The sequence below is a fragment of the Clostridium carboxidivorans P7 genome, assembly GCF_001038625.1.
Lineage (GTDB): Bacteria > Bacillota > Clostridia > Clostridiales > Clostridiaceae > Clostridium_AM > Clostridium_AM carboxidivorans.
The window spans coordinates 2,653,888-2,675,167 of record NZ_CP011803.1 but is presented as its reverse complement, the minus strand read 5'-3'; the positions used below and the strand labels follow the sequence as shown (position 1 = coordinate 2,675,167).

Genomic DNA, 21,280 nt, shown 5'->3' with positions numbered 1-21,280 from the left:
TTTAATAGCTAAAATTAGGAGGGGACGAATGAACAAGAAAAAAATAACAAGTATTGTATTGAGCTGCATGTTAGTTGTTTCAGTAGTATTTACAGGGTGTGGAAGTAAATCAGAAGCTACATCTACTAAAAAAGCTTCAGATAGTGGTAAGACTTTAGTATATGGAGCGGAGTTTGAAGATGAAAAATTAAATCCTATATTAACGGAAGACAAGTATACCAATGAAGAAATTTTTACTGGCCTAATGAAATTTGATGAAAATAACATTCCAAAACCTGAAATAGCAGATTCATATACTATTTCAGATGATAAACTTACTTATGATTTTAAATTAAAAAAAGGAATAAAATTCCATGATGAAACAGAACTTAAAGCAGAGGATGTGGTTTTTACTCTAAAAAGTATATTGGATGAAAAGGTAAATTCTTCATTAAAGCCAGAATACAGTGAAATAAAAGATGTTCAGGCTGTAAATGATTATGAAGTTAAAGTCATTTTAAAAGAAGCATTTCCACCATTATTAGACAAGCTTACTATAGGAATAATTCCTAAACACTGCTTTAATGGAAAAGATATAAATACTGCTGAATTTAATCAAAAACCTATAGGTACTGGTCCTTTTAAATTTGTTAAATGGGATAAAGGAAACAATATAACTTTAACTAAATTTAAAGATTATTATGGAAAGACAGGTAACATAGAGAAATTTGTAGTTAAATTTATAGCAGATTATAATGTTAGAGCAATGCAGCTTCAGACAGGAGAAATAGATGTAGCTTATTTGGAACCCAGCCAGGTAAGCAAAATAGAAAAATTAAATAATGTTAAGGTATATAAAGTTGATACAGCAGATTATAGATGCATGATGTATAACATGAAAAAAGACATATGGAAGGATGTAAATGTAAGAAAAGCCTTTAACTATGCATTAGATAGAAAAGGAATGGTAGATGGAATATTATTAGGTTATGGATCAGAAGCTTATTCACCACTTCAGATAAATAAATTTAACAATCCTGATGTGGAAAAATATTCTTACAATTTAGATAAATCTAATAGTCTTTTAGAAAGTGCTGGATGGAAAAAAGGCAGTGATGGAATAAGAGTAAAAGATGGTAAAAAGTTAGAATTTACTTTAACTGCTCCTAAAACAGATGAAGTTAGAGTTAAGATGGCAGAATATTTTGCTTCTCAATTTAAAAAAATAGGTGCAGAAGTAAAAGTAGATGCCCTTGATTGGGATGCAATAAAGATAGATAAATGCGATGCTTTTCTACTTGGATGGGGAAGTCCTTTTGATGCTGATGATCACACCTTTAGGTTATTTCATTCAAGTGAAATAAATGGTGGAGATAACAATGGATCATACTCAAATCCAAAGGTAGATGAAGCACTATATAAAGCTAGAACTACAACAGATGAAAATGAAAGAAAAAAATATTATGCAGAATTCCAAAAAGAATTAGCAGAAGACCCTGCATATGATTTTGGAGTTTATCTAAAAGCATTATTTGGTGTAAACAAGCGAGTTTCAGGTGTTAAGGAAAAAGTGCTTGGACATCACGGAGCTGGTTTCTTATGGAATGTAGAACAATGGAATGTGAATTAGATTAAGTTATACAGCTGAGTAATATCCAAAAGCTTGGAGGGTTATAATGGATAATATTAAAAAAGAAATAGCATCAGAGTGGAATATTTGGGCAAAAGGTTATGATAAGCAATATTCTCATGGTCTTAAAAGTGAAGAAGAAAAAGTTCAGTGGAAAGTCTTTTTAAGTGAAGTTATAGGAAAAGAAAGTAAAAAAATACTTGATGTAGGTACTGGAACAGGATTCTTAGCATTACTTTTAGCTGAATTAGGTCATAATTGTACTGGCCTTGATATATCAGAAGGTATGATGGAGGTTGCTAGAAAAAAGGCTAAAGAAGCAAAGCTAAATATAAACTTTGGTATGGGGGATGCAGAAAATCTTCCATGTAAAGATAATACCTATGATATTGTTGTAAATAGGCACTTATTATGGACTATTCCTCATCCAGAAAAGGCATTAAGTGAATGGATAAGAGTTTTGAAGCCTGGGGGAAAGCTTGTAATAATAGATGGAGATTGGTTCTACAAAAACAGCAGCTATGAAATACAAAAGTTTTTGGGAAAAATACTTATAGCTTTAACTGAATTTAGAAATCCCTGGAATAATGATGGTGATTACAGTGATAGTATTAAAGAAAAATTACCTATGATTAAGGACGAAAATGCAAGAAATGTACAGGAGTTAGTAAGAAATACTGAGTTGAGTGATGTAAAGGTTATTCCCATGGAAGAAGTGGATAGAGTGGAAAAGGCAGTTATGCCTCTAAAAAATAGACTTATGAATCCATATAAGAGAATTTGTATAATGGGTATAAAAAAATAAAATTGTTCAAATAGATGATTGCAGAATTCTGCAATCATCTATAAGTAATTTATATAAAGGGTAGGTCAGATAGAGAGGGGTTTTATATATGAAAAGAGTTTCAAATTTACAGCAAATGATAAGAGGAGCCTTGCTTATAGCTTTAGGGCTAATACTTCCTTTTTTGTTTCATGGTGTAAGAGATGCAGGTAGTATATTTTTGCCAATGCATATTCCAATTTTAATTGGAGCATTTGTTTTAGAGCCTTATTATGCATTATGTGTAGGGATATTAACTCCATTACTTAGTCATGTATTTACAGGAATGCCGCCATTCCCATTTGTTTATATAATGATTTTTGAACTTGCTTCTTATGGATTATTTATTTCAATATTTTATAACAAATTTAAGATGAGTGTATATCCTTCCTTGATTTCAGGTATGATTTTAGGCAGATTAGTAAATATATTAGGAACTTTTGTATTACTTCATATTATAATGAGCAAGCCTTTTAAATTGAGTGTAGTAGCAAGTGGACTTTTTGTTGAAGGTTTACCTGGTATAGTGATACAAATTATTTTAATACCTATTATTGTATATGCTCTCGAAAAGTCTTTAAAGAGCAGTACATCAAGTTACTAGCTTTTTCAATGAATACTATATATGCATTGGTAAGAAAGTAGAATCTTAAGGATTTAAATTTGAAGTAAGAGGTGAGATTTTGGAAAATATTTTAGAAGTTAAAGAATTGAATACTGCTTTTAAAACTGAAAAAGGAATTAAAGAAGTAGTTAAAGGAATAAATTTTGAAGTAAAAAAGAGTAAAATAACCTGCATTGTAGGACAAAGTGGCAGCGGTAAAAGTGTGACAGCTATGTCTATTATAAAAATGCTTCCTAAAAGTGGCTATATTTCAGGAGGAAGTATACTATTTAATGGCGAAGACCTTATTAAAATGACAGATGGAGAAATAAGAAAGGTTAGAGGGAAAAAGATATTTTCTATATTTCAAAATCCTATAAATTGTTTTAATCCATCATTAACTATGGAAACGCAGATTTATGATTTAATATCAAGTAATATGACTATAAATAGAAAAGAATTTGAAAATAAAATTTGCAGTGTAATGGAAAAGCTTAATTTAGAAGATCCAGCTGTAATTTTGAAGCAATATCCCTTTCAATTAAGCGGTGGTATGCTTCAAAGAATGATGATTGCTGCAGCAATATTTATGGAGCCTGAAATAATAATAGCTGATGAGCCTACAACAGCGTTAGATGTAACTACACAAAAGGAAATATTAAAACAATTTAAGCTTATACAAAAAAAATTCAATACAACAATACTTATGATAACACATGATTTTGGAGTAGTAGCAGAAATGGCTGATGAAGTAATTGTCATGAAGGATGGTTCTATAGTTGAAAAAGGAAATGTATTTGAGATTTTTAACAATCCTAAGCATCCTTATACAATTTCGTTGATAAAGGCAACCTTTGATAGAGAGGTATTGGAAGTATGTTAATAGAAGTAAATAACCTATCTAAAGTATATAAAACTAAATTATCATTGATTAAATCTCATAATGAAAGTATAAAGGCTGTAAATGATGCCTCCTTTAATGTAGATATTGGAGAAGTAGTTGGATTAGTGGGAGAGAGTGGATGTGGAAAAAGTACTCTTTCACGTTTAATAATGAGATTAGAAAAACCTACTGAAGGTTATGTGAATTTTAGAGGCAGGGATATTTGGAGTCTTAAAGGAGAAGAAATAAAATCCTTTAGGAAAAATTGTCAAATAATTTTTCAGGATACCATGACTTCACTTAATCCAAACATGAAGGTATTAGATTCTTTACTTGAGCCTTTAAATAATCATTATAATATCTCTAAAAATGAAAAAATTAAAAAAATTGAAGATATAATCTCCTTTGCTAATTTAAAAAATGAAATATTAACTAAATATCCATTAGATATTAGTGGTGGAGAGAGACAGAGAATAAACATATGCAGGGCACTGCTTTTAGAACCTGAATTCTTGATATGTGATGAAATTATATCTAGCTTAGATGTTTGTACTCAAGCAGCTATTTTAAATATGTTAAAAAGGTTAATAAAGGTAAATAGTATGGGTGTATTATTTATTTCTCATGATATAAGTGCAGTAAAATATCTTTGCTCCAGGATAATGGTAATGTATAAAGGGGCAATAGTAGAAAAAATAGATAATGAAGATAAGGCATATAATATTAAAAATTCTTATACCAAAAAATTAATAGCATCTATACCTATAAATAATCCTAATAAGAGGGTGAAAGTTTAATAATAAACTTTAATTATATTGTTTCATTAAAGTAAAAAAACTATTTTTTATAATCTGGAGGAATGTGAAATGAAAAAGTTGGTTGTCAATGATAGTTCTTTATGTATGGCTTGTTTAAGTTGTGAAATAGCTTGTTCTGAAGCGTTTTACAAAACTTATGGTAATTCTTGTATTAAAATTGATGTGAAAAAGGATAATTCTCCAAACATAAAAACATGTAATCAATGTGGTTTATGTGCTAAAAAATGTCCTGAAGGAGCTATTAAACAAAATGCTAAGGGCATATATATGATAGACAAAAAAACATGTACTAGCTGTTTTAAATGTGTTGAAGTTTGTCCTAAAGGTATTATAGTAAAAACTGAAGATAAACCTAATCCAAGCAAATGTATTGCTTGTGGTATCTGTGTTAAAGCATGTCCAATGGAAGTTCTTGAAATTCAAGAAAATTAGATTAAAAGGTGAGAAGATGTATGGATATAAAGTATTTTTCACAGTCATGGAATAATTCTAAAAAATACTATACCATGGAAGAAAAATTTTGGAATCAAAGAGCTGAAGAGTTTAATACAAAAGATATACAAAGAGAAGAAAAGATAGATTTTTCCTGCATATTAGACTTTATTGAAGCAGGAAAAGATGCTAGATTTGAAAACGTATTAGATATAGGTTGTGGTACAGGATTTTATTCTATACAGTTTTCCAAAATATCTGAGTATGTTATAGCTACAGATATTTCTCAGAATATGATTACTTATGCTGAAAATAATTCAAAGGAAAAAAACATAGATAATATAGCTTTTGTTAAAAAACCTTGGTCAGAATTGAGCTTAGAAGAGTTTGGCTGCAATGAAAAATTTGATTTGGTTTTTGCATCTATGAGTCCAGCTATAGATAGTTATGAGGATCTCATGAAAATGATTAATTGTGGAAAAAATTTATATTTTTTAAGTGGTTTTGTGGAAAGAAAAAATAATTTAAAGGATGAGCTTTTAAAGATTATTTTTAACTCCAGCAATAATAATCCACATGGAAACAAAATATATTGTACATTCAACATATTATGGAATATGGGGTACTATCCAAAAATAACCTATAAAGATTCTAGTTGGGAGAGATTAAAGCCAGTAGATGAACTTTATTTAGAATTTTTAAGTTATTTTCAAAGGACAAAAGTTTTAACAAAAGAAGATAAATCTATTATTAAAAATTATATAGAAAGCAAAGCTGTGAATGGCCTGGTACAAGAAAAAACAAGAGCCAAAATAGCATGGCTTTACTGGAAAAAATAGTAGTTTAAAAATAATAATATTCTAATTGTAGTATTGACATTAATGACTAATAGGTATAAATTAAAATTAAATTGAATAAACAAAAAATATAGGTTTAATCTATTTTGATTAATTAAAAGGGAATCAGGTGAAAATCCTGAACTATCCCGTAGCTGTAATAGATGAGTTTTAGTGCATTATGCCACTTATATATTGGGAAGGCGTGCTAAAATGATGAATCTTGAGTCAGAAGACCTGCCTATGTTTTACACAAATATCTCTACGAGCGATAGGGGGGCGTGTTATAATGATGTTTTTGTTGATTCTTTATGATTGAACAAGCTTTGTTGTATTATTTCCTTTTAACGTTTTCGTTAAAAGGATTTTTTATTTTTATTGAAGAGGAGGATTATTTATGAAACGGTATTTTTATCAGACACAATTTTCTGAGTATAAGCCAGGGCTTATCACTTATTTAAATAAAAGAAATAAAGTAGTAGTGAAAATTAATAATCTTTATTTTTATAAATATCTAAAGAAAGTAGTAGGAGCCTATAAAAAGCTTGAACATTATTATGAGCTTTATTCTTTAAAAGTAAAAAAAATAGTAGAACAGGATGGAATAGATCTTGAAAATATTAATGAAATTTTAAAGCTTGAAATGTATTTGTATAACATTGTAAGCATATATGAGGATGATACCCTATTTGAAGAGAATTTTGAATTTGAAGAATATATGGAGGATTGGATTCATAAAATTGATGAAAATACTTTGCTTTGCTATTTTAGCAGTAAGCATGATTTGGATATTTTAAATGAAAAAAAGATATTTTCTAATGTTTTTTCAAATAAACCTAAAGTATATGGTGTATGTAAAAAAAATTTTGGATCATAAAAGATATTAACAGAATTTAAAAACTTTATATAATTAAGAGTTTTAATATTTAAATACTAGGTGCTTCTATGATTTTATGTTATTAGGAGCTGAAAGGGAAAGTGGAGGGGAGTTATTATGTGTAAAATATTGATTGTTGATGATGAATGTTTTGAAAGAAAAGTTTCTAAAAGGATTATACTAAATGGAATGCAGCAGGTTGATATTGTTGGAGAAGCCTGTAATGGAAAAGAAGCTATTCTAATGAATGAAAAACTAAATCCTGATATTATTCTTATGGATATAAAAATGCCAATATTAGATGGATTACGTGCAGCAGAATTAATAAAAAATAGAGATGAAAATAAAATCATCATATTTGTAAGTGCTTGTGAAGATTTTTATTTTGTACAAAAAGCCATAAAGATAGGAGCAAAGGATTATCTGTTGAAATCTAATAGAACTGAGCAATTAGTAGAAACAATAAGAAGACATATGTATCCTAATAGAGAATATTTTATTGATAAAGCTATAGGAGTATATTGTTAAGATTGATAAAATATTTTAAATTATAAAAAGATTGACATAATTCAAAAATAGATATACAATTAATATTGTAAAATTAAATAATAAAGTATTAGGTTTATTTATTAATTAAAAGGGAAAGTGGTGAAAATCCACTGCAGCCCCCGCTACTGTATACGGAGACAAGTTCTATATCCACTGGAGAGATATCTCTGGGAAGGAAGAATAAGGAAGACCCGTGAGTCAGGAGACCTACCTATTGCTTTTGTCATAGTCTTTCGGAGGGAGAGAAAGTGCATAAATAGTGTCATTTTAATACCGTTGTATTTTGAGTTTAACTTAAAATTAGCAGTATTAGATGCAGCAGAATATGTATTTTATAATTGTTTATTAGAGACTTCGAAAGGAGCCTCTTTTATTATATAGTGTTAATTTAAATATATTTAATCCCTTTATAAAACTTACTTTACACTTACTTTTTAGTAAGTGTACCTTTTTTGTTTGAAAAATACACAATGAATCAAGGGGGATATTAAAAATGAATAGGATAGGCAGAAGAGTATTAGCAGGTGCTGTATTTATGTTAATAGTTTTAATTACAGCTTTATCGCCCATTCCAATTAGTGCAGCTTCAGGGTCAGTTACAAGGATAGGAGAAGCTGATAAATATGCAACAGCAGCTAAGGCTGCTACAACAAATTGGAAAAACAGTGATAATATAATATTAGTTTCTGGTGAAGGATATGCAGATGCAATAAGTGCAACATCATTATCCAAGAAATTAGATGCACCTGTACTTTTAACTGCAGCAGGAACATTAAATACATGTACAGCAAATGCTATAAGTACATTAAAAGCTAAAAACATATATATCGTAGGAGGAAACGCTTCAATTTCACAAGCTATAAGAAGTGAATTAAAGGAGAATTATAATCTTATAGAACTAAGTGGAGAGAACAGATATGAAACAAATGCTGCTGTAGCACAAAAATTAGTTGAACTTGGAGTGGATGTTAGTAATGTAATGATGGTTGGGGGAGAAGGCTTTTCAGATGCTATTTCAGTAGCTCCAATAGCAGCAGCCAAAGGACAAATATTGCTGTTAGGAAACAATAATGCTGATTCAATGAAGTCAGTTCTTAATTTTATAAGGAATAATAAATCAAAAGTTACTGTAATAGGAACAAAAAGTGTTATAGATGATAAAATTTTAAATTCTTTTATTGGGACAAGAATTGATGGTGGACAAAATAGATTTTATACTAATTTGGAAGTTTTAAAATTGTTTAAAGACAGTATTAAAATGGATAAGTTATATGTGGCAAATGCAAGTGGTGATGAATATACAGATGCACTAGTAGCTTCTTCTCTAGCTGGAAGAACATCATCTCCATTAGTGTTAATAGATGAACAAGGAATATCAGCAACAACTAATGCTATGGCATATATTAAAACTTCTGTAACTAAAAAAACTGATTTAACTGTTATAGGTGGAACAAATGCTGTTTCAGAATCAACATTAGATAATATAAAAAAAGCATTAAGTGCTTGTGAAGCTCCAACAGGGGAAATTACAGTTCAGTCAATAGAAGCAGTTAGCCTTAACCAAATTGCAGTCCATTTTAATACAGAAGTTGATAAAGATTCTTGTAAAAATGTAACGAATTATAAAATAGATGGAGTTCAATTAACATCTGCAGATGATTATGGAAAAGCAATAGATGAAAATAGTGCTGTGGCTACAGCACCAGATAGAAATACGGTTTTAATAACCTTAGCAAAACCAAGAAAACAACTGGATAATGTAAAAGTTTCAGTAAATAAAGGAATATTAACTTTAGATAAGAAAAATTATATAGCCGGTTTTGAGCAAAATGTAATGTTTTCTGATATTACAGCTCCTGTACTGAAATCGGTAACAGCACGAGGAAATAATCAAATAACTGTGGAATTCTCAAAAGCAGTTAATATGAAGGATATTAATAGTGTAAAAAATAAATTTAAAATAGATGGATTGAATATTGGAAGTTACGGAATGAACAGTGATTTGAATTTGACTAAAATTAAGAATCCCATGATAATGGGAGAAAAAAATTGGTCAGAAAAAATTGTATTCTATTTTGATTCATCCCTTAAAAGTGGAAAACATACCTTGGAAGTTTTAGATGGAGATGAAGATTTATTAAAAGATGCCGCTGGATTTACTGTAAAAGAAGAAAGTAAGGATTTCTCAATAGACAGTAATAATACTGTTCCATCAATTAAATCCATAAAGGAAGCTGAAAATGGAGAAGTTGATATTACCTTTGATAGATCCATGGATTCGAAAACAGCTAAGGATAAATCAAATTATGAAATAAACGGTAAGAAAATATCTGATATAGATGGAGCCAGCATAAGCACCTGCAGTGGAGGTACTGTAGTAAAACTTAAATATATAACGGATGGTACAATAAAAGCTGGTTCAAATATAGTTTATATAAGCAGTAATGTTAATGATGCTTATGGAAATAAGCTAAATGATAATATTAGAATAAGCTTTGAGCATCCTAAAAATGCAACAAAACCAACTGTTACAAAGGTAACTGCAATTGATAGTGAAACTATTCGTGTGCAATTTAGTAAAATTGTTAATTATTCTTATGCCACGAGCATATCAAATTATGAATTAGAAGATAGTAAAAGCACAGATATAACGGATCATATTGATAGAATATACAATTCTAAAGATGAAGCTGTTAAAAGTAACGCAGATGTTTATGACATTAAGTTAAAAAAATTTAATCCATCGGATTCCAAGGATGATTGGAGATTAACAGGTTCAAAATATAATCTTACAATTAAGCATATTGTGGATACAGAAAACCCCTCAAATACAATGGAAGATTATACTGATACCTTAACAGGTACTGACAATACAGCACCAAATGTAATAGGAATATATTATAAAAAAAATAAGTCTCAAGGAAAAGATGGAGTAGTTGTATACTTCAGTGAAGCTATGAATTCAAAAACCATTACTAATAAGGAAAATTATAAATTCTTAAATGGAGAAGGAAATAGTAAGATATTACCAGAAAGTGCAAGTATAACAGCAGGTGGAGATAACAAGAGTGTAACAATAGAATTTCCTTCAAGTTATAAGGTTAAAATAGGTACTGCAGTAGACAGCAGTATTAATACTGGTATGAGCAATGATGTGATTAAAATACTAGTATTCAATGTGAAGGATGAAGCTGGAAATGTATTAAATGGGATCTCATATTCAGATAAAATATATATTAATACCTATGGAGCACAGGTAAAAGCTAAAACAATTAAGGTTTATTATGATGGAGATGACTTAAAAGCAGATATTCAATTCAGCAGGAGCATAGATAATTTAACTGCCAGTGATTTTACATTAGGAGGGATAACTCCAACTGATGCAAATTTTTCAGGAGACAAAGTAACTCTTACATTTAAGGATGGATATGAGGCTGCTGATGATGAAAGAAAAGCAGCTCCAGTGATAAGCTTTGCTAATGGAAAAAGTAATAATAGTAAAAATACAACTAAAATAGATTTGATAAAAGCTCAAGGGCAAAAAGCATATCTTGGAATAAAATCAGATGCTGAAACAACTGATGAAACTGGTGCGCCTATAGCTAGTTTATCTGATAAGGCAGGTAATAATCAAAATACAATATATGATTATGAGACAGCTCCAGAAACTATTTCACGTTACTGGAGTGCATTAAGGGATGGCAATTCAGGAAAGGTTTATATAACATTTGATACAGCACTGGATGAAAACAGTGGTTTAGATACAGATGATTTTATATTTGTAGGTGATGATGGAACAAATATAAAAGCTGACTCAGCAAAAATAAGTGGAAATACTATTATATTCACCTTTAATAATGCATCAGCTTTTAATAATAAAATTGGAGTAAGAGTTAAAAATACACTGTCATCATCAATAAGAACACAAAAAGATGGTGCTGGAAATTATTCTGAGTATGTTCCATCAAATGATGATATAAAAGAAAGAAGTGTAATTATTACATTTTAATAATAGTATTGCATTTGGTTGGTTAAAGTACTAACTGTAATTCGTAAAATAAGCACAATGTGACAGAATTTTTTCAGAGGACAGTGAAGGATGATTTTTCTCCGCTTTGTTGCGAAAAATCTTTAATTAAATTTTTGATGACTCGTTTCGCTAAAGCGAAACATTGCTGCCTAATATAAATCTAAAGATTATTTTGCTTTAGCAAAACAGTTTTTAAAAATAAATTAGTTTTCTGACGTAAGGAGGAAAACTCACCTTCATTGTCCTCTGTCCTTTGTCAATTGTCCACTAAAAAATGATTAGCATTTTTTTAAAATTACTAAATTGTATAAATACATTATGTTGACTTTTTGCAATTATAGCAATATACTGAAATAAAGGAAAGTTAAGTAAAATTTAAAATTGAATAATAATAGTATTAGGTGCTGCCATTTATTAAAAATGCAGTTAAAAGGGAAAGTGGAAGAACCACTGCAGCCCACCGCTACTGTGAGGATGATGAAACCTTATTATGCCACTGGATAATTTATCTGGGAAGACAAGGGAGTAAAATGAATCCGAGCCAGGAAACCTGCCTGATATTTGTTGATTCTTTCGGAGGGAAAGATATATACGAAGAAACATTATCTGTAATAGATAATGTTTATCATGAATGCAGGTGGGCTCTTTCAAGGGCTCATTTTTTTTATGCAATTTTTACTAAATTTATTTAGTATGCAAATAAAGAAGGAGGGGTTAGCAGTTATGAAAAATATAATTACTTAAATATTTTTGTTAAAAATTAATGCTTTACTGAGAAAACTTAATAAGGGGGGGACAATATGAAAAAAATAATTAGTAAGATAATACTGCTTTTATTTATGTTCAGTATTACTTTATCTAATATTGGTAATGTACATGCTGATGAAGCTATAAGTAAAAGTAGAATTTTTGGAAAGGACAGAGTTGAAACTTCTATAAAAATAAGTGAAAATGGATGGCAGAATGGTACGGATACAGCTGTTATAGCTCAAGGCTATGGATATGCAGATGCACTTTGTGCAGCACCACTTTCTAAAAAGTATAATGCTCCATTATTGCTTACAGATAAAAGTGGATTGAATAATGAAACTATTAATGAGTTAAAAAGACTTAAGGTTAAAAACGTTTTTATAATTGGAGGAAATGGCTCTTTATCCTCAAATGTAGAAAATCAATTAAAAAGTTTAGGAATAAATCATATTGAAAGATTATGGGGAAAGGATAGATATGAAACTTCTTTAAAGATAGCTGAAAGTTTAGGAGAAGTAAATGGTGCTGTTGTTACTTCAGGAAATGGTTATGCAGATAGTTTATCCATAGCACCTATTGCTGCTCAAAAGGGAATGCCCATATTGCTTTCAGATAAAAATGATCTTACAGATGGGATAAAAAACTATATAAAAGATAAAAATATAAAAAATGTTTACATAGTTGGTGGAACTGGAGTCATAGGTACAAAAATTCAAAATGATTTGTCCAATGCTAAAAGATTAAGTGGACAAGATAGATTTGAAACCAACCTTGCTGTAATGAATGAATTTCAAAATGAATTGAAATTTGAAAAAATATTTATAGCAGAGGGAGATGGTGCATCTGGAAATGAATTTGCCGATGCACTTTCAGGAGCAGTTCTTGCAGCACAAAGTTCTTCACCTTTAGTTCTCATTTATAAAACTATGCCAGCTAAGACTGCAGAATTTATAAAAGCTAAGATGTCTAACAAGACACAGCTTATAGCTTTAGGTGGTGAGGCTGTAGTAGCAGATAGTGTATTAAGTGGATTGATTGATTTATTTAGTGGAAAAACTGTTCCTACAACAACACCAACTCAGACAACAACGTCAGCTGGAGGCAGTTCATCAGGAGGTTCTTCAGGTGGGTCCTCAGGAGATAAAACCTTCACCATGACAATTACTAAAAATAATGGGGCTAGTACAATAAAAACCTTTACTATGACCATAAACAAAGATAAAGCAAATGAAAATGCAATGGAATATTTAAAGAGTGTAGCTAAGGTAACTGAGCTGCAGGGATCAGGTTTTATAAATGGTATAGATGGATTATTATATGTACCTTTAAAAGACTTGCCAATTTCAGATAGAAAAGCAGGATACTATGGAATTGATTGGTTTATACGTTTAAATGGAAAACTTACACCTGTAGGTGCACCCAGTGTATATCCTAAAGAAGGAGATACTTTAAATTTTGATTATCATGAATGGGATTGGCATTCTTTAGTAGATCCAGATTATAAAGGAACAATGCCTTTAAACTTAGAAGATGTGCCCGATTCAGCTAAGTCAGGAGAATCCATAAAACTTAGAGCTAGTTGTGTATTTAGAGGTGTTTATAATGTAGCAGTAAAAGTAGATGGAAAGCAAGTAGCAGTTACAGATATAGATGGATACGCTACAATAGCCATAAATACTGGAGGAACACATACAGTAACAGTAGAGAAGGATGGAGCATCAAAAAGTAAAACAGTAATAGTAAATGGTCATGACAAGCCAGATATAGATGATTTAGAACTAAAAACCTTAGGTCAGACTTATGATGGAAATGCCAGTGGAAATAAAAGTGAAATAAGTGGAAATGCAATTATTTCTGCAAATAATATTTCACTTCAAAATGTAAAGGTTGATGGAGAACTTATAATAGATCCAGGTGCAAATGGAAACAGCAACATTACAAATGTTACTGCAAGTAAGATTGTTGTAAAATCTGGAGGAGCAAATAGTATTCATTTTAGTAATGTAAAATCAGATTTAATTGAAGTTAACAGCAGCAGCAATGTAAGAATTGAAGGAAAAGATGAAACTCAAATAAAAAATACTCAGGTAGAAAATAGTTGCATATTGGAGACAGCAGATTCTAAGTCATATTTTGGACAAGTTACTGCTGAAAATGATGATAAAAATGATTGTGGTACTTTGGAGTTAAGAGGAAATTTTGCAGATAACATAGAGGTAAAATCCAATGTTAAAATAGTTGCTTCAACTAATGCTCCTATTCCAGAAGTTAAGGTGAATTCAGATTCAAAGCCAGATGTAATACTTCAAGGTAAATTTGAGAATGTTAGTATTTTGAAAGAAGCAACTTTAGAGGAAAATAATGCACAAATATTAAAAGTTGCTGCTGATGCAGATGTTACCATAAAGCTCAATGATGATAAGTCAAGTGTAGGCAGTATTGAGAAAGCAAAGGATGTTAATGTTAAGTGTAAAGATAAAGACAACAAGGACATAAAAACAATACCAACAAAAGAAAAACAATCGGTTTCTGTATCAGGAATAACTTTGGATAAAACAGAAGCAAGTCTTGCTGAAGGAGATACAATACAGTTAAGAGCAGCAGTTCAGCCAGACAATGCAACAAATAAAAATGTAACCTGGTCAAGTAGTGATACATCAGCAGCAGTAGTAGATTCAAATGGAAAAGTAACAGCAGTAAAAGAAGGAACAGCAACTATAACAGCTGCTACAGAAGATGGTAATAAAACAGCAGCTTGTGTTATAACTGTAACCAAGCAGCAGCCTTCAAAGGATACTTTTACTCTATTAGTTACAAAGGATAATGGAGCAGCAACATTAAAAAAACAAACCATGACAATAGATAAGGACGAGAAAAATGAAAATGCAATGGAATATTTAAAGAGTATATCCACAGTTGCGGAATTACAGGGACCAGGTTTTATAAATGGTATAGATGGATTATTATATGTGCCTTTAAAGGCTATGCCAATTAGTGAAAGACAAAATGGATACTATGGTGTTGACTGGTTTATATATTTAAATGGAAGTCTTACAGATGTAGGAGCAACAGGTGTACATCCTAAGGCAGGAGATACCTTAAGCTTTGATTATCATAAGTGGGATTGGCATGCTTTAGTATCACCAGGAACTACAGTAATGCCTTTAACTTTAGAAGATATACCGGCTTCAATTGATTCTGGAAAAACTATAAATCTTAGAGCTACATGTGTATTTAGAGGAGTTTATAATGTAAAGATAAAAGTGGATGGAAATGAAGTGGCAGCTACAGATATAGATGGGTATGCCAATATAACTATAAATGAAGCAGGAACTCATACTATTAGAGCTGAAAAAGAGGGTGCTTACGTAGAAAGAACAATAACAGTAAATGGTCTAACACCAACACCAGTAATTACAGATACAACTCTTATAAATGTAACTGGAGATATTAATTTAAATATAACTCAAGCAAAAGACAATACTATAAATATAAAGGGCGGTAGTAAAAACATTAGCGATATCCTTACCATAACTTTATATGACCAAAATAACAATTTAAAATATATTAATCAGGCAATAGGAGCTATGAATTTTTCTACAAAGCTTGATGTAGGAAAATATCATGGATATGTAAAAGCTTCTAGTACAAAAATAGTAAATATAGATGATTTTGATGTGAAATAAGCTAAAAATTAATTATTTATCACTATATTCATAAAGAATGGCTATTTAACACATAATAGTCATTCTTTAAAGGTTTTTTACAATAATATATTCAGGAAGTGAAAATGAAAATGAATCACAATAAGAAAGAAAAAAGCAGATATTATAAAGATTTTAAGGTATATCATGTATTGACAGCTGCTCTTATTTTTATATCTATGATAATTATGATATTTTCCAATGATAATCCTGTAATATTAGCATCTGTATATGTTTTTATTGTATCAATGATAATTTGCTCTAAAGAAAAGCAGAAGTTTAAAACAGGTTTTTACTATTTTATACCAATTGCTGTTTTGATAGTAGTGATTAATATGTTTTTTGTAAGTTCGGGAAGCATCACACTTTTTTACTTATTTCATAAGCGATTTACATTAGAAGCAGTGGTGTATGCTGTAGTTTTTTCTTTTAAATTTCTTGCGGCTATTTATATATTCTTAATATTTGAAACTATGATTGATACTGATAGAGCTGTATCCTACTTTTCTTCTGTAATGCCTAAGTCAACATTAATGCTTATGATAAGCTTTAAACTTATACCAAGTATGAGGGATAGATTTAAAAATTTAAAGGAAATATATGAAATTAGAGGAGTAAGATTTAACAAGAAAAAATCCAAAGAAAAGACTGCCAGTTATATTCCTGTGCTTTCAATATTATTGGAGGATTCTATGGAAGGTTCCTTTGCAATAGGAGAAGCAGCTTATGTAAGAGGATTTTTAAGTGGAAATAGAAGTATATATGAAAGACAGAAATTTTATAGCAGGGATTATCAAATAATAGCATTAAGTATTGCTCTTATTATATTTTATGTAATAGCAGAATTTAAAAATTGGGTACAATTCAATATATACGATGGAGTAACCATTATAAATTTTATAAATATTGGCATAGCTGCAATTTTTGCACTTGTTGTATGTATTACTCTACTTGTAATTTTTAATAGTGAGGAGAAGAAAAATGGCTTTTATAGAGATTAACAATTTAGAATTTACTTATCCTATGGAAAAGAAGAAATCGCTTGTAAATATAAACTTATCCTTAGAGAAAAATTCCATTCTTCTCATAGCTGGAAAATCTGGGTCAGGCAAATCTACTCTTGCAAGGGCCATAGTGGGAACTGTCCCTAACTTTTATGGAGGGACTATAGGTGGTGAAATAAAAATAGCTGGAAAGTCTTTAAGGGAAATGAAGCATAAAGAAAGAGCAAAAGAAGTAACTATGGTTTTTCAAGATCCAGAAAAGCAGCTTATGATGAATAAGGTGCATAGAGAAGTAGCCTTTGGATTAGAGAATGTAGGGACTGACGAAAAGGTCATAAAAAGAATGGTTTATGAAGCACTGCAATTTTTAGGAATACTTCATCTTGCAGAAAGAGATATAACCTCTTTATCAGGAGGAGAAAAACAAAAGGTAGCAGTTGCAGCTGCTCTTGTATATATGCCTAAGTGTATAATTTTAGATGAACCTACCTCACAACTGGACCCTTCGGCAGCAGAAGAGGTTATGAATTTAATAAAAAAGATAAATGAAGAATTAGGAATAACTATAATAGTCATTGAACACAGAGTAAACAGATGGTTTGATGCAGCAGACTCCATAGCTATTATGGATAAAGGAAGGCTAAAGTTATTTGAAAATAAAGAAAATTTTTACAATAACTGCAGTGAAGAACAATATATTTTTATGCCAGATTATTTAAAATTTTTAAAAAAGGCAAATTTTAAAATTATGCCCAAAAGTTTTAAGGATGCTAGAATACAATTTTTAAATAGTGATATAAAATTTGAAAAAGAAGAAAGCATACCTAAAGAAGAAAATGTTGAAAATTTACTTAAAATAAAAAAAATGAGTTGTAAATATTATTCTAAAGAAGCTTTAAAAGATGTGAATTTTAGTGTGAATAAAGGTGATTTTATAAGTATAATGGGGGCTAATGGTGCTGGAAAAAGTACTCTTTTGAAAACCATTATGGGTATTAAGGATTATAAAGGTACTATAAAGCTTCATGATAAAAATGTAAAAGATATGGAGATAAGAGAAATAGCTAAACATATAGGATATGTTTCTCAAAATCCTAATGATTATTTGTCAAAAGACAGTGTATATGATGAAGTTAGATTTACTATGGATAACTATGGTGTATATGATGACGCGGTAATAGAAAAGGTTTTAAAGGATTTGGAAATATATGATGTTAAGGATAAAAATCCAAGAGATTTGAGTGGTGGACAAAGACAGAGAGTTGCCATAGCATCTATTTTAGTATTAAGACCAGAAATAATATTACTGGATGAACCTACAAGAGGACTTGAAAGTGATCTTAAAGACAGATTAGGTAATATATTAAAAAAGCTCAATGATCAGGGAACAGCTATTATACTTGTAACTCATGATACAGACTTTGCTAGTAAATTTTGTACAGGGTATGTGATTATGTTTAATGGCAGAATCATAGCAAAAGGAAGAAGAGAAGATATTTTAGGACAGGGTATATTTTATACTACTTCTATTAATAAGCTAGTAAGGGATAAGGATAGAAGCATATTTACTCTAGATGAAGCTTTGAGCAGGTGTGATATATGAAAAAGCTTATAATTCTTCTTACTGCTGCTATAACCCTTATGTTAATGATACTTACTGCTAAAAGTGATTTCCAAACAGGAATATTTTTAATTTGCACTCTAAGTGTGTTTTTAATATTGTTTATGAGTTACTTTTATTTTGAAAAGTCTAGTGCTGGTACCAAGGAAATAGCTGTTATTGCTACTTTAAGTGCCTTTGCTTCAGTTTCTAGAATGGCCTTTGCTCCCATTCCGAATGTAAAGCCTGTAACCTTTCTTGTAGCATTAACTGGTTTTGTATTTGGACCTTATGAAGGTTTTTTAGTTGGAAGTACCACAGCTTTCTTATCTAATATGTTCTTTGGTCAAGGACCATGGACACCCTGGCAGATGTTTTCCTGGGGATTAGTAGGTATCATAGGAGGCTTTTGGGGAAAGAAAAAGAAAAAAGTATCAGCTTTGAAATTTTCCATAGTATGCTTCTTACTTGCTTTTATGTATGATTGGATTATGGATATACAATATGTAATTGGTTTTGTAAAACCTATGAATAGGTGGACTATTATAGGAGCATACATGTCCGGTTTAACTTTTGATATTTTACATGGAGGAGGCTCTTTTATATTTTCAATAATTTTTTATGACAGCTTTCTTCCAGTATTACAAAGGTATAAAAGAAAACTTGATATAAGTTATTTAAAGGATAATAAAAAATCGGGGGGAGTTAGTTATGAATAAGAACAAAAAGAAGTACTTAATAGCATCGGCAGCTTTTGTTGTGTGCTTTATTATGTTTGTATTTGCAATTAAAGCACAGAGAATGTATGCACAAAATCTTACAGATAGACAAGAAGCTTCTCAAAAATCTGAGAACAAAGCTGCTAATACTAAATCAAATACTGATAAAGCTGCAAAAGAAAATGCTAAAGCACAAGATGCAAAAAGCAATACTACTGCAGCAGCTCAAGAAGCTGCAAAAACAGATGTAAGCAAAAAAGCTGCTTCAAACTCCAACTCAAGTAGTACAAGTGCTTCACAAACAAGTTCACCACAACAACCAGCAGCTAGTACAAGTGTTAAGGTAAAGCAAGATGATCCTGATAGTCAGATGAACCTACAAATTATTGATACAGTAAATGGAAATAAAATTATTTTGCAGAAAGACATTAGCAGCATGGATGGTGAAACAGTGGGATACATAATGGAAAGAACTTTGGATGCTGCCAAGATAAAATATAAAGCTACAGGTTCTGCATCTACTCTATATTTTGCTGCTATAGACGGCCTTGAAGAAAAGAAGGCAGGAAACTTATCTGGTTGGTGCTATTATGTAAAGAAAAAAGGAGATACAAAATTTCACAAACCTAATGTAGGAAGCGGACAGTGGATATATCACAAGGGAGATGTGGTGGTTTGGAAATATCTCGCAGATGGAATACATGATGGATATGAAGATGATTGGGGAAAGAGTAGTTTTTAAAAATGAAATAATTAAAGGGAGAGGATGTAAATGTTAAAGATAAAAAGTAAATATGTATTTATAGCAGCAATAATTGCTTCAACAATTTTCACCAGCAGTTCTGTTATGGCAAGAGAAATAAATAAGGAAACTACAGATGTTCATAAATCCTGGAATTTACAATTTAATCAGGATGTAGATTTTAATGATGAAGCTAAAAGTGACATAACCGTAGTAGATAGTAAAGGAAATGTTTTAGTTACTAATATAAGGTTAGGAAATAGTAAAACTATAATAGTGGATGCACCTAAGGAAGGATATAAAGTAGGAGAACACTATGTAATAAATATAAGTGATAAGCTTCGTTCTAAAAAAAATAAGCCGTTAAAGGAAAGTATACAGTGTAATTTTGTAGTAAATGGGGCTCAGGATATTTATGGAACTAAAGTGGATACTGCATTATCGCTTGGAATGAATAAGATATTAGGAGAATTTAAAGATGGTTCAGGAAATGATTGGGAAGCATTGATATTATCAAGATATGGACAGGAAGTTCCTGCGAAGTATTTAAGCAATCTGGAAAGTAATTTAAAAGCTTGTAATGGTATAATGGGTCAGCCTACAGATTATGAAAGAACTACCTTAGCTTTAATGGCTATAGGAAAAGATCCTACTAATTTTAATGGATATAATTTAATAGAAAAAATATACAACAGTGATGATATGCAAAATCAAGGTATAAATGCCTATATTTTTGCACTTATAGCTTTGGACTCAGGTAAGTTTAATGTACCAGATAACGCCATTTGGACAAGGGAAAAGCTCATAAATAAAATATTGAATGGCAGAACTGAAGATAAAGGATGGTCTTATGGAGGAGACAGTGCAGATCCAGATATGACTGGAATGGCACTTACAGCCTTAGCACCTTACAAGGATAAAAGTGATGTAAAATCTGCTATAGATGAAGCTGTAAATAGACTGTCTGCTATACAAAGTGCAGATGGTAGTTTTTCTTCCTGGGGAACAGTTAATAGTGAAAGCTGCTCTCAGGTTATTATAGCTCTTTGTGCTAATGGAGTAGACCCTACAGGAGATAAATTCACTAAAAATGGAAAAAATGCTTTAGATGCACTACTTCAATGTCAGGTAGAAGGTGGTGGCTTCTATCATACAAAGGAAACTGGATATAATACCATGGGAACAGATCAGGCACTTGAAGCACTTGAAGCTTATAAAATGTTTAAAGAAGGAAAAGGAGGCTTATACATTTTTAAGTAAATTATTATAAAGCTGCAATATGTAAAGGAGAGGTAATCTC

At 30.5% G+C, this 21,280-nt stretch carries 16 protein-coding genes and 3 riboswitches; all 16 genes read left to right on the top strand.

All coding sequences use genetic code 11. The features are described 5' to 3' along the window. Positions 1 to 28 precede the first annotated feature (28 nt). The 16 genes from Ccar_RS11695 to Ccar_RS11620 all read left to right on the top strand — a co-directional run bounded on the left by Ccar_RS11695 (position 29) and on the right by Ccar_RS11620 (position 21,240). Positions 29 to 1,609, top strand: coding sequence for an ABC transporter substrate-binding protein (locus Ccar_RS11695; protein ID WP_007060278.1), 1,581 nt, complete (start codon positions 29 to 31; stop codon positions 1,607 to 1,609). Positions 1,610 to 1,655: 46 nt separating this feature from the next. Then, positions 1,656 to 2,414 (top strand): class I SAM-dependent methyltransferase, encoded by a 759-nt coding sequence (locus tag Ccar_RS11690; protein WP_007060279.1) that lies wholly within the window; start codon positions 1,656 to 1,658, stop codon positions 2,412 to 2,414. Positions 2,415 to 2,502: 88 nt separating this feature from the next. Beyond that, positions 2,503 to 3,036 carry an ECF transporter S component gene (locus tag Ccar_RS11685; protein ID WP_007060280.1) on the top strand — a complete coding sequence of 178 codons (534 nt, stop codon included), beginning with the start codon at positions 2,503 to 2,505 and terminating at the stop codon, positions 3,034 to 3,036. Positions 3,037 to 3,115: 79 nt separating this feature from the next. Next, positions 3,116 to 3,919 carry an ABC transporter ATP-binding protein gene (locus Ccar_RS11680; RefSeq protein WP_007060281.1) on the top strand — a complete coding sequence of 268 codons (804 nt, stop codon included), beginning with the start codon at positions 3,116 to 3,118 and terminating at the stop codon, positions 3,917 to 3,919. Further along, complete coding sequence (locus Ccar_RS11675; RefSeq protein ID WP_007060282.1) at positions 3,913 to 4,716, top strand: ABC transporter ATP-binding protein; 804 nt, start codon at positions 3,913 to 3,915, stop codon at positions 4,714 to 4,716. Before Ccar_RS11680 ends, Ccar_RS11675 begins: the two co-directional genes overlap by 7 nt. Positions 4,717 to 4,785: 69 nt before the next feature. Further along, the gene (locus Ccar_RS11670) at positions 4,786 to 5,169 is read left to right on the top strand and encodes a 4Fe-4S dicluster domain-containing protein (RefSeq protein WP_007060283.1); all 384 of its coding nucleotides are present in this window, start codon (positions 4,786 to 4,788) and stop codon (positions 5,167 to 5,169) included. A 20-nt stretch (positions 5,170 to 5,189) separates the two neighbouring features. Then, a complete protein-coding gene (locus Ccar_RS11665) occupies positions 5,190 to 6,008 on the top strand; it encodes a class I SAM-dependent methyltransferase (RefSeq protein ID WP_007060284.1) in 819 nt (272 codons plus the stop codon). Between the two features lie 73 nt (positions 6,009 to 6,081). Then, a riboswitch (cobalamin riboswitch) is annotated at positions 6,082 to 6,264 on the top strand. A gap of 138 nt (positions 6,265 to 6,402) precedes the next feature. Next, entirely contained in the window at positions 6,403 to 6,882 is a 480-nt protein-coding gene (locus Ccar_RS11660) for a hypothetical protein (RefSeq protein ID WP_007060285.1), read from the top strand. Positions 6,883 to 6,999: 117 nt separating this feature from the next. After that, positions 7,000 to 7,410, top strand: coding sequence for a response regulator (locus tag Ccar_RS11655; RefSeq protein ID WP_007060286.1), 411 nt, complete (start codon positions 7,000 to 7,002; stop codon positions 7,408 to 7,410). A 73-nt stretch (positions 7,411 to 7,483) separates the two neighbouring features. Beyond that, positions 7,484 to 7,660, top strand: a riboswitch (cobalamin riboswitch). Between the two features lie 264 nt (positions 7,661 to 7,924). Then, a complete protein-coding gene (locus tag Ccar_RS11650; protein WP_007060287.1) occupies positions 7,925 to 11,440 on the top strand; it encodes a cell wall-binding repeat-containing protein in 3,516 nt (1,171 codons plus the stop codon). A 403-nt stretch (positions 11,441 to 11,843) separates the two neighbouring features. Further along, a riboswitch (cobalamin riboswitch) is annotated at positions 11,844 to 12,033 on the top strand. Between the two features lie 228 nt (positions 12,034 to 12,261). Beyond that, positions 12,262 to 15,897: a cell wall-binding repeat-containing protein gene (locus Ccar_RS11645; RefSeq protein WP_007060288.1), complete on the top strand. Its 3,636-nt coding sequence runs from the start codon at positions 12,262 to 12,264 to the stop codon at positions 15,895 to 15,897. Between the two features lie 104 nt (positions 15,898 to 16,001). Further along, positions 16,002 to 16,916, top strand: coding sequence for an energy-coupling factor transporter transmembrane component T (locus Ccar_RS11640; RefSeq protein WP_007060289.1), 915 nt, complete (start codon positions 16,002 to 16,004; stop codon positions 16,914 to 16,916). Further along, positions 16,897 to 18,522, top strand: a complete 1,626-nt coding sequence (locus Ccar_RS11635) for an ABC transporter ATP-binding protein (RefSeq protein ID WP_007060290.1) — start codon at positions 16,897 to 16,899, stop codon at positions 18,520 to 18,522. Before Ccar_RS11640 ends, Ccar_RS11635 begins: the two co-directional genes overlap by 20 nt. Further along, on the top strand, positions 18,519 to 19,238 hold the full coding sequence (locus Ccar_RS11630; RefSeq protein WP_007060291.1) for an ECF transporter S component: 720 nt from the start codon (positions 18,519 to 18,521) through the stop codon (positions 19,236 to 19,238). The genes Ccar_RS11635 and Ccar_RS11630 overlap by 4 nt, the downstream gene beginning before the upstream one ends. Next, positions 19,231 to 19,980, top strand: a complete 750-nt coding sequence (locus Ccar_RS11625; RefSeq protein WP_007060292.1) for a DUF4430 domain-containing protein — start codon at positions 19,231 to 19,233, stop codon at positions 19,978 to 19,980. The genes Ccar_RS11630 and Ccar_RS11625 overlap by 8 nt, the downstream gene beginning before the upstream one ends. Positions 19,981 to 20,010: 30 nt before the next feature. Next, positions 20,011 to 21,240 carry a prenyltransferase/squalene oxidase repeat-containing protein gene (locus Ccar_RS11620; RefSeq protein ID WP_007060293.1) on the top strand — a complete coding sequence of 410 codons (1,230 nt, stop codon included), beginning with the start codon at positions 20,011 to 20,013 and terminating at the stop codon, positions 21,238 to 21,240. The last annotated feature ends 40 nt before the right edge of the window (positions 21,241 to 21,280 follow it).